The following is a 12,597-nucleotide window of genomic DNA, read 5'->3' as shown; positions in this document are numbered from 1 at the left end:
AATACGGTGTTTTAAAAATTCTTCATTCATAATGAGAAAAATAGTCGACGCATGGAAAATAACTTTGGATATTGCAGTAATTGGTAGTGGCATGGCTGGGCTCGCTACAGCAAGAATTCTTAAAGATGCAGGGCACAACATCACCATTTTCGAAGCGCTGCCAGGGCGTGGAATGGATAGTCATAGTATTGAATTTGAAGGTGGCTTAATTGATGCACCACTGCGTGTCATGAATCCACATTTATGGAAAAATACTTTAAGCCTTGCTGCATATCTTAATATTCCAACGTTTCCTGTGCGTACCTTTATGGCATGTAGCTGGTTATTTGAAGATAAAACTGAAACATGGCTCACCACCACTCGTACCCGCATTGGTAACTTTCCAATTATTAATAATCGGAAAGGGGTTCAGCAATATGGTTGGCGATTAGTTAAAGGGATGCTACAACTTAAAACAGCCATCCATAAGTTCTTTAAATCAAATAATCAAGAAATTTCTTTAGCTGAATTTATGAATCATAATCAGATTGAAGAAGTATTTTGGCATGGTGCAGTGATGCCAGTGTTGTATACCATTTGTACCTGTGATCCAAAAACAATTGGTGAATGGCCAGCAAAGCCATTATTGATTTTTTTAAGACAGTTGACTGATGGTGATGCTTTATTACGTCTTCAGGGTGGCACGCCAGCATTGGTAGATAAATTGATTGAAGGCATTGATATTCGTAGCGGTGCAGCAATTCAGAAAATAGAAGAACACGCAGATTATATTTTGGTTGAAAATGATCAGGCTGAGCAATTTAAATTTGACCGCGTGGTGGTGGCAACGCCAACCCATAAAATTGCAGAATTTTTAAATCAAGAACAATTTAAAGATGATTTAGATTTATTAAAACAGTTTAAATTTGAACAAGGTGAACTGGTTATTCATACCGATTCAACTGTAATGCCACCGAAACGTAAAGATTGGGCTGTGCTGAGTTATATGATGGATCGTCAATTTACCCGTCAACAATTTACGGTCTGGTTAAATTCAATTGAGCCAAGTTTAGTCGGTAAGACATCAGTATTTCAGACTTGGCGTCCTGTAACAGCCATTGATCCAAAGAAAATAATCGCCTCTGTGACTTTGACTCGGGCGGTGGTGGATTCAAAAACAGTGGCGTTAAATAAAGAGTTACAAGAGCGTCATAAAATTGCAAATCGTAAAGTTTTCTATTGTGGCTCGTGGTCATGCGATGGTTTGCCTATTTTAGAGTCAGCCGTTACTTCCGCTATGCATATTGCAGAAATTTTTGGTGCACCATTGCCCTTTGTTGGTTTAAAACCTAAAGTTGAAGTTGCTCCAGAACTTGGTTATTAAAGCACGATGAAATGGCTTCAAGCTTTTCGGAAAAATCTTCCTACGCATAAATATGCAATTAATGCAAAACTGTTAGGTGATCCTGCTGAATGTGCTTGGAGCAATTTGGGTTTTTGGGGGGCGGCAACAGTATCCTATCCACAAGCCTGTCGCCAATTAGCTGATCAATTGGCAAAAGCCGTTGAGTTAAACCCAGCTGATCAATTGCTAGATTTGGGTTGTGGGCAAGGGGCGAGCTTAAGGCATTGGCATGAGCACTATCAAATTAATCATCTATTCGCTGTTGAATTACAGGCCGAATGTACTGATCAAATTCAAAATTGCTTTTCAGAGTGGGTGACAATCTATCAGCAGTCTTTTTTAAATTTAAAAGCTATTTCATTCAAGACTAAGTTTGATGTTGTGCTGTGTTTGGATGCAGCTTATCACAGTAATTTAAACTCATTTTTGAATTCGGTAAGTTCAGTTTTAAATTTAAAAGGTCGTTTAGGTTTTCATTATTTGATGTGGTCTGAACAAGGGACAAATTTAGATTGGATACAGCAAAAAAAATATCAATATTTATTAAAAGCAGCGGATGTTGATGTATTAAATTTAGCATCACAGCATGAATATATACAAAATTTAATGCAGCATAACTTTGAGCAAATTGAAATTATTGATATCTCTCAACAGGTTTTACTTGGTTTTTCAAATTATTTTCAGACACTTGCTCATTCTACTAAAAATAGTCGGATGGATTTTTTCAAAATTCGAATGACGGCTTGGCTTTGTAAAAAGTTATATCAAGATGGATTGGTGCGTTATGTGCAAATCAGCGCAGTGAAGAAATAAAAATATTAATTTTGAATCAGCTAATATTGATAGCTTATTCTATTGCAGAAACAACAAAGGCTCACTAAAAAGTGAACCTAAGTCTAAAGTGGTGCCGGCACACGGATTCGAACTGTGGACCTACTGATTACAAGTCAGTTGCTCTACCAACTGAGCTATGCCGGCAACTTGGCGAGAATTTTACAGAAAATTTGTAAGAATGCAAGCCAAAAAACGAGCAGTTGATTTAGCTGATGATTTACTATGATATTTAAAAAGTATGAACTTAAAGAAAGGTATTTGAGTATTCTATAATTATAAGGTTTTAAGAGTGAAATTCGGCAATATTTTTGACTGGTCACTTTTTCATAAAACTGGAGAACTAATATTGATCATCTTATTCTGCTAAAGAACCTATTTTTTTTTGTAAAAGTCATCACACAAGAATCTGTTGGCGTTGTCTCTTTACAAAGGCTAGAGTGATTTTTGATCAGTTTTGGGCGTTAGCTCGATTCCAGACTCTTATTTTATTCTCTGTAATGCATAAAAAAACCTGAATCTTTATGATTCAGGTTTTTTATAACTGCTTTGGAATACAGCTGTTTCGAATTTGGCGGTGAAAGAGGGATTCGAACCCTCGATACGCTATAAACGTATACACACTTTCCAGGCGTGCTCCTTAAGCCACTCGGACACTTCACCAAGGCGAGTGATAATAACCAAAAAAAAGATTTATGCCAAGCAACAATTGATTTAGAGCAAATTTTTTTGCTCAGTGATATTATTCGGAAAAATGATGTCTACATTAGAAGACGACTATATGCAAAGTACTGCAAAAAAAGCGGCATTGCCTGCAATCACCTTAGCGGCATTAGGTGTTGTATTTGGGGATATCGGAACCAGCCCGCTATATGCACTCAGACAATGTTTTCTTACTGCACATATCGCGATTACAGAAGCAACCGTACTCGGAATCCTATCACTGATCTTTTGGTGCATGATGCTCACCATCAGTTTCAAATATGTCACTGTCATTATGAAAGCAGATAATAATGGTGAGGGTGGGATTATATCTTTATTGGCATTAAACCTTCGCTCTAATCGCATCCCAGAGAACAAAAAAATATTTCTGATTGCACTTGGATTTATCGGTGCTTCGTTATTTTTTGGTGATGGCATTATTACACCTGCAATTTCGGTACTATCCGCTATTGAGGGACTAAGTATTGCAACACCAATGTTTAATAAATGGTTGATGCCATTATCGATTGGTATTTTGGCGGGATTGTTTCTAGTACAACGGCATGGTACAGGAACCATGGGGAAACTCTTTGGCCCGATTACATTGGTATGGTTTTTAGCTATTGGGACAGTGGGTATCCTTAGTATCGTGCAAACCCCGTTTATTTTGGCCATGGTCAGTCCACATTGGGCCATTAACTTTATTGTTCATCAACCTTATGTTGCGTTTTTGACGATGGGCGCCGTGGTTTTGACTTTAACTGGTGGCGAAGCACTGTATGCCGATATGGGGCATTTTGGTCGCATGCCAATTAAACTGGCGTGGTTTATTATTGTTTTACCGTGTTTATTACTGAACTATGCGGGACAAGGGGCATTATTACTACGTAATCCGAATGCAATTGAAAATCCATTTTATTTATTGGTTCCAGATTGGGGTCTTTATCCCATGATTGGATTGGCAACAGCAGCAGCGGTTATTGCATCTCAAGCCGTCATTACTGGTGTTTTTTCGATGGTCAATCAAGCGATTCAATTACGCTATTTACCACGTTTAACGGTTAATCATACTTCTGATGTCGAACAAGGCCAAATTTATTTACCTTTTATCAATTGGGTTCTATTTGTTTCTGTCCTAATCTTAATTTTATTGTTCCAAAATAGTGCCAATTTAGCCAGTGCTTATGGGGTCGCAGTGACCATGACCATGCTCTGTAGCACGATTTTAATCTCTTTTTTGGCCTATGGTTTGTGGCGTTGGCCACTTTGGAAAGTGGCTCTGTTTGCGATTCCATTCTTATTCATCGACTTTTTCTTTGTCGCATCAACCTCATTAAAAATCATTGCAGGCGGATGGGTACCAATTCTCATTGGTGCAGTGGTATGTACGATTTTGATGACTTGGAAAGAAGGGCGTAGCATAGTACTTGATCGTCTAGAAAAAGATGCTTTACCAATCGATTTATTTATTAAAAGTATCAATATGAGTAATGCATCCTTGATTGTTCCAGGTCAAGCCATTTTCCTAACAGGGACACCGAATATTGTTCCCCATGCGCTGTTGCACAATATCAAACACAATAAAGTGTTACATGAACGGAATATCATGGTGACTGTTATGATTCGTGACGTACCGTATGTACCACAAATTGAACGTGTGCGTGTTGAAAAGTTAGATGAACGTTTCTATCGAGTTTTTGTCTACTATGGTTTTAAAGACCAACCTAATATTCCGGAGGCATTACAATTAGCCTATGATCAAGTTGGTTTTGAATTAGATATGATGCAAGTTAGTTTCTTTATTTCACGTGATCGTTTAATTCATACCGTAGGTGATGGCATGGCACCATGGCGTGAAAAGCTATTTATTTCCATGCAACGAAATACCAGTCCTGTGAGTGATTTTTATCAAATTCCACCGAACCGCGTTGTAGAAATGGGTAGTCAAATTGAGATTTAATATTGATGTAAATTAATAAAATAAATCGGAATAGAAAAGCCAAGCATGAATGTTTGGCTTTTTTATTGATTTTTATATAGTGAATACTACGACAAATTATGTCGTATAGTTATCGCTTAAGGGTGATGAAAGTATCATAATAGAAAAGATATTTTAAATAAATTTAACTTTATTGCTGTTATAGAAAACTTTCTTATAAAATCACAAATTTTATGAATTATGTTGTTTTAATTAATGAAAATTCTAACAAATTCATATATTTGAATAGTTGAAAAATATCTATAAATGAAATAGCGTAAGCAATAGTGTGAATCGTGGGCTTAAATTAGGAAAGTTGTGTTGAAAAATTCATTGGTCAAAATTATTTTGGGTGTTATTGCAACAGGAAGTTTTGCAATTGCTTTTGGGCAGGAAAAAATTGCTCAATTGATGCCATTTACAAAGACCACTAGCTCAACGTGTTTAAAACAATTTTACCGAAGTGAACCACCATTTCTCACCAAAGCCAGTTTACAAAAAAATAGTTCTGCACTGTGTTTTAATGGTTTTAATGTTATGTATTCAGGTGTCTCAAAAACACCTTTATGGTCAGCAGAGTATTTATCACCTGCTCGCTTAAGCCAAAAAATTAAGCGTGAAGATAGCTTTCATGAAGAAATGCGCCTAAGTCCCAGTGATCGAGCATTATTATCGGATTATAAAGGTTCCGGCTATGATCGTGGACATATGGCGCCAAATGCGGATATGCCAGACAAACAATCTCAAGCAGATAGTTTCTCCTTGGCCAATATGGTTCCGCAAGCACCTAAAAATAATCAGCAAGTTTGGCGTGAATTAGAAGAAGCAACGCGTGCCATCGTAACCAAGCAAAAACAAGATGTATACGTTGTGACAGGTCCCGTTTTTTCAGGACAAAAGCTTAAAACTATTGGTAATGGCGTCATTGTACCGACTGCGGTTTTTAAAGCGATTTATATGCCTAAATCTGGAAAAATTGGGGCCTATCTCGCACCGAATAATAATTCACTCCAAGTCAAAGTGATCAGCGTATGTCAGCTTGAAGAGCTGGTAGGAATGAATATTTTCCCACAATTGACTGAAGAGCAAAAACGCAATACTTATAAATTGCCTTTGAAAGCAACTCAGGTTAAAGCCAATCAAGAAATTGAATATTCACACTGGGATGCTGAAAGTCAGTGTGCGGAAGCTGTGTCTGCAGATCAGCTTTTGGCGGTACAAAAGCAGTTCCAATCTGAAAGTGGCAACCCCAATACTGGCGTGACTTTACCCAATATAGATCCGCAGACACAACAAGCCTTGGTGAAACAATTAACCGATGCTTTATTACAATATTTAATGCAATTATTGAAATAATAATGTTGCGATGAGGTATGAATACACGTTATTTATACGATGTGACTAAAAATAGAGAGAATAATAATCATGTTCAAAGCGTTTGAAAATGGGACTGAGTCGCATGCAATTCATGATTTAACTTTAGAAAATCAGGAAGACTGTGTGAGTATTTATGGAAATCTACAAATCACTAAGGATCAATGTGGATTAAAAGCTGCACAAGTACTACAAGCTTATATTAATGAAATTGTAGCAATTCTGGAAAAAGAGCAGAACTTACCCGAAAAGATTGTGCAACAACATGAAGGCGAGATAGAAAATCCTTTTCTTTAAGTTATTGCTTAGCATCGATCAATTAAAAAGCCTGCTGATACAGGCTTTTATTGGTTATACAATGCTTATTTCGTTTGTTGTTGACCCGCAATGCCTTTATAAATGAGTGCACCTAGTATTGCACCGACAATGGGTGCAACCCAGAATAGCCATAACTGGCTTAAAGCCGCTGTTTCAGCAAATAGAGCAACTGCAGTACTACGAGCAGGATTAACTGAAGTATTGGTGACAGGTATACTGATTAAGTGAATTAGTGTTAAAGCGAGACCAATTGCAATCGGTGCAAAGCCTGCAGGCGCGCGTTTATCTGTTGCACCCATAATCACTATTAGGAATCCAGCAGTGAGTACAATTTCAATGATTAACGCAGAGCTCATGGAATATTTACCAGGAGATAAGTCACCAAAACCATTGGATGCAAAGCCAGCAACACCTGCGAAGCCTGCTTGACCCTGTACAATTATATATAAAGTGAAAGCCGCCAAAATACCCCCAACGACTTGTGCAAGAATATAAGGACCTACATCTTTAGCATCAAAGCGACCACCAACCCATAAGCCGATGCTGATTGCTGGGTTAAAATGACCACCAGAGATGTGCCCTAAAGCATAAGCACCCGTGAGTACAGTTAAACCAAAGGCCAGTGCAACACCTGCAAAGCCAATACCAAGTTCAGGATATGCTGCTGCAATCACTGCACTACCACAGCCACCAAAAACCAGCCAAAAAGTACCGATCAATTCTGCTAGATATTTATTCATATAGATTTCCAGTTGTTATTTTTAGCGAGATGATGAATAGAATTATTTATATTTAGTTTGAATTTTAATCGTAATTGATTTTTATTCTGTAGAAAAAAGCGCTTTTTTGAACACTATTTGTGTGTTTTTTGTCGCCATTGTTGTGGTGTAACACCAGTCCAGTTTTTAAATGCCCGTTGAAAAGCACTTTGCTCAGAATAGCTGAGAAGGAGGGCAATTTCATGTAAGCTTAAATGAGGATCTTGTAAATATTGGGTTGCAAGCAGTTGTCGTACTTGCTGTACTCTTTGTTGATAGGTCGTTTCTTGGTTTTGTAAATGTCGTTGTAGCTGGCGTATCGACATATTCAGTTGATCCGAAATATCTTCAATTTGATAATTATTTTTTTGTAAACCTTTGAGAATATATTGTTGTAAACGTTCATCTAATTGCGTCGAGTGAGGTAGTTTTTCCAGTAGAGCTTGAGCTTGCTGTTTTAATAAATTTTGTAAGGTTTGATCGGCATGCTTGATAGGGGTCGATAAAAAATTAATTGGAAAAATAAGTTCTACTTTGGGCTGGTTAAATCTGACTTTACATTGAAAATAGCGTTCATAAAAACTAAAATTTTTAGGTAAGGCATGGGTGAAATTGACTGCATGAATCACAATGTGCTCAAAATCTAAAAATTGTTTAAGGAATTGCACCATTAAGGCCAATGCAATTTCATCGGTGACCTGCGTGGTTAAATGTGCAGGTAATTCATCCCAGCGAATGGCTAAATATTTTTCGCTGATTTCTACTTTTAGTGGGCTGCCATCATAAATGAGACGATGGAAATCATAATAACGGGCTAAAGCTTCGCTGAGTGTGTCACAGGATTGTGCAATATAAGCAATAATTCCTAAATGTTTGGGGTGTACAAATTCAGCAATTGCTAAACCAAGCGCAGGGCTCGGAACCTGTAGCGCAATCTCATTTAAGAGTTCTCGCCAAAGACTAAAATCAAACCGTTCTAAGTTTTGGACTTGTTTCAGGTTCTCTGAAATGAGCAAGCCTTTTGCCTGGCTATAGGCATATAAGAGGTGTCCAAGTCCTCCGTAGACAGTTCCTGTGTAGTCTTTTAATTGCTGCATGTTAGGTCATCTTTTTATTGTCTTAGAATGTTCAATTGCCGCTATATTTTTACCATATTTTCTAGATCATCTATATCAAAAGTAGTCGTCAATCATAAATTGTGTTGCCTTTAAATTTATAAATTTGAGCGGGATATAATAAGTTATAAATTGAACGAGACATATTCTAGTATTGAAGAATATATCAATACTGCAAAATAATGTCGCAATTTGTCAATATAAGGAAAGAGAACGGTCAATATTTCTGGTATGGGTTGAATTATATTTAATCTAAGGAATATGGAGATACGATGATGTTAAAGGGTTTTTTAGTCGGTTTAGTTGTTGCCAATGGGTTTGAATGGGTGGCGCATAAATTTATTTTACATGGCACACACCGAACAGGGCAGCCACGTTATAGTCCAGTGCCAGAGAGTATGAAATCACATTGGGAGCATCATCGTGAAGTGCGTAAACAGGACTTTCATGATGATGGATATGTACAAGGTATTTCAAATTGGCGCACAAAAAATGAAATTGTTTCATTAGCGGTTGTAGCTGGTGCAGCCAGTTTAATTTTTTATCCAATTTCCAAAGGGATGGTGGCGGCATCGCTGTATAGTGCATGTAATTATTACTATATTCACCGCCGTGCCCACTTAGAGCCAGATTGGGCCATGAAAAAAATCCCTTGGCATTATGATCATCATATGAATTCTAACCAAGATGCCAATTGGTGTGTGACCAAGCCATGGTTTGATTATATTTTAGGTACACGCGTAATTTCATCTACAGATTTAAAAGAACAGAATCCGCTTGGAATTCAATTACCAACCCCTGTTGCAAATTGGCTTTCAAATCGGGTTGAAAAATATTTTCCAGCTAAATGGGTAGAAAAAACACCCAAATTAATTCAGCAAGAATCAGATAATACAATTGATTCAGTGGCCTAAGGTCGATGCTTAAAAAGCGATTTTGAATTTATTCTACCTAATATATTGATTCTGTTTTAATTAGGTTATGCCGTAATCTATCAAAAAATAAGCATTTGTGGTTAATATTTCGTCCGTTACTTGGGCTATAGTTTTTTGGCTGAAGCAGCCATACAGATTTGATCAGTCATATGTTGGAATTTTGGGTTTATAGGGAGTCATCAAGACTCCTTTGTTTATCTGAAAATATGCTGAATAAAAAAAGAGTGTTTCAATCACACTCTTTTTTGTCTAATTGAAAGGATTTTAATTACAGACGCATTTCAATGCCTTGCGCTGCAAGATATTGTTTCGCTTCAGGAATAGTGTGCTGACCAAAATGGAAGATGGATGCGGCTAAAACGGCATCTGCACCACCTTGTAAAATACCATCAGCTAAATGCTGTAAACATCCAACACCACCTGAGGCAATCGTTGGAATAGTGACACGGTTATTAATTTGACGCATTAATTTAAGGTCATAACCTGATTTAGTACCATCAGCATCCATCGAGGTAATTAACAATTCACCTGCGCCATATTCTGCCATTTTGACAGCCCATTCAATCGCATCTATGCCCGTGGCTTTACGGCCACCATGTGTGAAAATTTCCCATTTATTCGCCGCAGTTTTTTTCGCATCAATCGCCACTACGATACATTGTGCACCAAAACGTTGAGACGCTTCTTGTACAAATTCTGGATTAAATACTGCCGCAGAGTTAATACTGACTTTATCCGCACCTGCATTGAGTAGCATGCGAATGTCTTCAACTTTACGAACACCACCACCGACTGTTAAAGGGACGAATACAGTTTCGGCCATACGCTCAACGGTACGATACGTCGTGTCGCGGCCATTAGATGTAGCAGTAATGTCTAAAAAGGTAATTTCATCGGCACCTTGTTCATTATAACGACGTGCCACTTCAACTGGATCACCGGCATCACGAATATCAAGAAATTGAACACCTTTCACCACACGACCATTATCTACGTCTAGGCAAGGAATAATACGTTTAGCAAGCATAATTTTTTCCAAAAATAACAGTCGATTATGAAACTTAGCGACTCAGGTGCTACACCTCGATAGTCGAAGCGGTTATTCTATCAAACTTATGTAAGTTTTTTCGCAGGTTTTATATGTCGGTTTATACCACTTTGAGTTTACAGGAAGTTCAGGATTTCGCAGCACCTTATGGATTAGAGGTGATTGACCTGATTCCCATTCAAGGAGGTGTGCAAAATACCAACTATTTTATCGTGTGTGAAGATGGCACTCAATTTGTACTTACATTATTTGAAAATATTGATGAACAAGGGGCTGGAGAATTGGTTCCAGTATTGGAACATTTGGGGCAACACGGTTTGGCTGTTCCTGTTCCTCTAAAGCATAGTGGCAAAGCGATTCATATTTTAAAAGATAAACCAGCTCAAATTGCACCGCGTTTAATGGGCGATCATCCGATGCCTGCAAATATTGAACAAGTACAAGCGATTGCGATTGCACAAGCGAAAATGCATGTGGCACTTCAAGACTTTCCTTTGGAACGTGCTGAATATCGTGACCATCGTTATTGGCGTAATGTAGCACGAGAGATCAAACCGACATTGGAGCAAGCAGATCAAACCATTCTCAATACTTTATTGGGCTTATACGATGCTTTAACTGCAATGTATCCTAACCGTCCGAAGGGTTTTATCCATTCTGATTTATTCCGTGACAATACGCTGTTTGACGGTAATCAATTGAACGGAATTCTTGATTTTTATGAATTAAATAAAGATGAATTGTTGTTTGATATCGCGATTACCTTAAATGATTTTTGTACTGAATATCCACAAGTCACGTTAAATGAAGAAAAAGCACAGCATTTTTTAGAAGCGTATGAAACGATTCGTCCTTTAACTAAAGATGAAAAAGCATGTTTGGAGTTATATTTGGCGATGGCAGCAGGGCGTTTTTGGATGATGCGATTGCAGATTGCGCAAAAAAATCGTGCAGATGGACGTATCAGTGAGGATATTTTGCAAAAAAACCCGCAGGAAATGCGTAATATGTTGCTTGAAAGACTCAAATTTGTTACAGCTTAGACTTAAGCGATCTCATTCAAAAGCTTTAGGATATAAAAAATGCGCGATCAGGGACGTTTAATTGAGTGGTTTGATGATAAAGGCTATGGCTTTATTCAACCCAATGATGCATCAAAAGATCGTGTATTTTTACATATTAAGGATTTTGCACGACAAGGGCCCAGACCGATTGTGGGATGTGCCTTGGAGTATGTGGTGCAGTTGGATGGGCAGGGACGTTTTAACGCCAAACAAGTCACTTATTTAAAAGCATCACAGACGAAAAAAACTGGTCAAGCTGCACAACGACAGCAGTCTCAGCAGCAGGATTCTGCAAAACTACAACCCATGCAAATTTTCTCCGGACTTTATATTATTTTTCTGGGTATATTTACTGTGACGGGTTTGCTGAGTGGTATGGTACTGCTATTCATTATGCTGATGAATATGATGACGTATTGGTTTTATTCTCAAGATAAAGAAGCGGCTCAAAATGGTAATAGACGTGTGCCTGAAAATACCCTGCATATCCTGTCATTTTTAGGTGGTTGGCCAACAGCTTGGCTTGCACAACAAAAGTTACGTCATAAAACACAAAAACAACCGTTTAGGAAAATCTATTTTTGTACTATAGGTTTAAATATTTTATTGATTTTATGGCTAATTTCTCCTTTGAATGTGATTCGATTCTAAAGGAAAAGATAAGTAGAGGATAAGAATGAATACATCTATAGATCAAAGTTCCAATAAAACTTTAACTTTTGTTCTTTATGCACTTTATATTGTTGCAATTGCTTCAGCTGGTATTTTAGCGGTAATTGCTTTGATTATTAATTACGTCAAAATGGATTCAGTCCGAGGCACGATTTTTGAGAGCCATTTTAAATGGCAAATTCGAACTTTTTGGTGGTATTTGATTTGGAATATCATTGCTTTTATCCCATTCTTCTTTTTATTGTTTACTGGTGAAAATATTAACCTCTTTGCTGGTGTAGCCTTTGGTGCCAGTACTTTTTGTGTAGCCGTGATCTTTTTATCATGGGTCTGGATTGTTTATCGTGCGATCCGAGGCATTATTACTTTAAATGATGATCGACCAATGTATCAATAATTACTGATCTTCGTTTAAATC

The 12,597-nt window shown here is 37.5% G+C and carries 12 protein-coding genes and 2 tRNA genes; 9 read left to right on the top strand and 5 right to left on the bottom strand.

The annotated features are described in order from the left end of the window. Positions 1-64: 64 nt before the first annotated feature. Together B9T27_RS01840 and B9T27_RS01835 are read left to right on the top strand one after the other, a co-directional pair. A complete protein-coding gene (locus B9T27_RS01840) occupies positions 65-1,363 on the top strand; it encodes an FAD-dependent oxidoreductase (RefSeq protein ID WP_213033004.1) in 1,299 nt (432 codons plus the stop codon). 6 nt (positions 1,364-1,369) lie between these two features. Then, on the top strand, positions 1,370-2,197 hold the full coding sequence (locus B9T27_RS01835; RefSeq protein ID WP_086205148.1) for an SAM-dependent methyltransferase: 828 nt from the start codon (positions 1,370-1,372) through the stop codon (positions 2,195-2,197). Between the two features lie 89 nt (positions 2,198-2,286). Here the strand turns inward: B9T27_RS01835 and B9T27_RS01830 are convergent. Both B9T27_RS01830 and B9T27_RS01825 read right to left on the bottom strand, forming a co-directional pair. Beyond that, positions 2,287-2,362, bottom strand: a tRNA-Thr gene (locus B9T27_RS01830). A gap of 425 nt (positions 2,363-2,787) precedes the next feature. Further along, positions 2,788-2,878: transfer RNA gene (locus B9T27_RS01825), tRNA-Ser, on the bottom strand. A 118-nt stretch (positions 2,879-2,996) separates the two neighbouring features. Between B9T27_RS01825 and B9T27_RS01820 the strand changes: the two genes are divergently transcribed. From B9T27_RS01820 to B9T27_RS01810, 3 genes are all read left to right on the top strand, one after another. After that, entirely contained in the window at positions 2,997-4,877 is a 1,881-nt protein-coding gene (locus B9T27_RS01820) for a potassium transporter Kup (RefSeq protein WP_086205407.1), read from the top strand. Between the two features lie 336 nt (positions 4,878-5,213). Beyond that, positions 5,214-6,251 (top strand): DNA/RNA non-specific endonuclease, encoded by a 1,038-nt coding sequence (locus B9T27_RS01815; protein WP_228146123.1) that lies wholly within the window; start codon positions 5,214-5,216, stop codon positions 6,249-6,251. A gap of 69 nt (positions 6,252-6,320) precedes the next feature. Further along, complete coding sequence (locus tag B9T27_RS01810) at positions 6,321-6,566, top strand: hypothetical protein (RefSeq protein WP_086205147.1); 246 nt, start codon at positions 6,321-6,323, stop codon at positions 6,564-6,566. Positions 6,567-6,631: 65 nt separating this feature from the next. On the opposite strand, the gene aqpZ is transcribed toward B9T27_RS01810, so the two are convergent. Together aqpZ and B9T27_RS01800 are read right to left on the bottom strand one after the other, a co-directional pair. Beyond that, the gene (gene aqpZ / locus B9T27_RS01805) at positions 6,632-7,327 is read right to left on the bottom strand and encodes an aquaporin Z (RefSeq protein WP_086205146.1); all 696 of its coding nucleotides are present in this window, start codon (positions 7,325-7,327) and stop codon (positions 6,632-6,634) included. 113 nt (positions 7,328-7,440) lie between these two features. Then, the gene (locus tag B9T27_RS01800) at positions 7,441-8,442 is read right to left on the bottom strand and encodes an AraC family transcriptional regulator (protein ID WP_086205145.1); all 1,002 of its coding nucleotides are present in this window, start codon (positions 8,440-8,442) and stop codon (positions 7,441-7,443) included. A 293-nt stretch (positions 8,443-8,735) separates the two neighbouring features. On the opposite strand from B9T27_RS01800, the gene B9T27_RS01795 reads away from it, so the two are divergent. Next, the gene (locus tag B9T27_RS01795) at positions 8,736-9,374 is read left to right on the top strand and encodes a sterol desaturase family protein (RefSeq protein WP_086205144.1); all 639 of its coding nucleotides are present in this window, start codon (positions 8,736-8,738) and stop codon (positions 9,372-9,374) included. Between the two features lie 289 nt (positions 9,375-9,663). Here B9T27_RS01795 and hisF read toward each other — a convergent pair whose 3' ends face one another. Continuing rightward, positions 9,664-10,422: an imidazole glycerol phosphate synthase subunit HisF gene (hisF, locus tag B9T27_RS01790; protein WP_086205143.1), complete on the bottom strand. Its 759-nt coding sequence runs from the start codon at positions 10,420-10,422 to the stop codon at positions 9,664-9,666. A gap of 113 nt (positions 10,423-10,535) precedes the next feature. Here hisF and B9T27_RS01785 point away from each other — a divergent pair, with 113 nt between their 5' ends. From B9T27_RS01785 to B9T27_RS01775, 3 genes are read left to right on the top strand one after another with little or no spacing between them, the layout of a single operon-like run. After that, entirely contained in the window at positions 10,536-11,486 is a 951-nt protein-coding gene (locus B9T27_RS01785) for a homoserine kinase (RefSeq protein ID WP_086205142.1), read from the top strand. Positions 11,487-11,525: 39 nt separating this feature from the next. After that, entirely contained in the window at positions 11,526-12,158 is a 633-nt protein-coding gene (locus B9T27_RS01780) for a DUF1294 domain-containing protein (protein WP_086205141.1), read from the top strand. A gap of 25 nt (positions 12,159-12,183) precedes the next feature. Next, positions 12,184-12,576 (top strand): DUF4870 family protein, encoded by a 393-nt coding sequence (locus B9T27_RS01775; RefSeq protein WP_086205140.1) that lies wholly within the window; start codon positions 12,184-12,186, stop codon positions 12,574-12,576. The last annotated feature ends 21 nt before the right edge of the window (positions 12,577-12,597 follow it).

It is taken from the genome of Acinetobacter sp. ANC 4648 (assembly GCF_002135345.1).
Taxonomy (GTDB): domain Bacteria; phylum Pseudomonadota; class Gammaproteobacteria; order Pseudomonadales; family Moraxellaceae; genus Acinetobacter.
Note: the sequence above shows the minus strand (reverse complement) of the source record. Positions and strands in the feature narration are given on the sequence as shown.

Coding starts and splice junctions, on each gene's coding strand:
- B9T27_RS01820 (WP_086205407.1), top strand. CDS start 2,997: ATGCAAAGTACTGCAAAAAAAGCGGCATTGCCTGCAATCACCTTAGCG.
- B9T27_RS01785 (WP_086205142.1), top strand. CDS start 10,536: ATGTCGGTTTATACCACTTTGAGTTTACAGGAAGTTCAGGATTTCGCA.
- B9T27_RS01810 (WP_086205147.1), top strand. CDS start 6,321: ATGTTCAAAGCGTTTGAAAATGGGACTGAGTCGCATGCAATTCATGAT.
- aqpZ (WP_086205146.1), bottom strand. CDS start 7,327: ATGAATAAATATCTAGCAGAATTGATCGGTACTTTTTGGCTGGTTTTT.
- B9T27_RS01780 (WP_086205141.1), top strand. CDS start 11,526: ATGCGCGATCAGGGACGTTTAATTGAGTGGTTTGATGATAAAGGCTAT.
- B9T27_RS01775 (WP_086205140.1), top strand. CDS start 12,184: ATGAATACATCTATAGATCAAAGTTCCAATAAAACTTTAACTTTTGTT.
- B9T27_RS01835 (WP_086205148.1), top strand. CDS start 1,370: ATGAAATGGCTTCAAGCTTTTCGGAAAAATCTTCCTACGCATAAATAT.
- B9T27_RS01795 (WP_086205144.1), top strand. CDS start 8,736: ATGTTAAAGGGTTTTTTAGTCGGTTTAGTTGTTGCCAATGGGTTTGAA.
- hisF (WP_086205143.1), bottom strand. CDS start 10,422: ATGCTTGCTAAACGTATTATTCCTTGCCTAGACGTAGATAATGGTCGT.
- B9T27_RS01800 (WP_086205145.1), bottom strand. CDS start 8,442: ATGCAGCAATTAAAAGACTACACAGGAACTGTCTACGGAGGACTTGGA.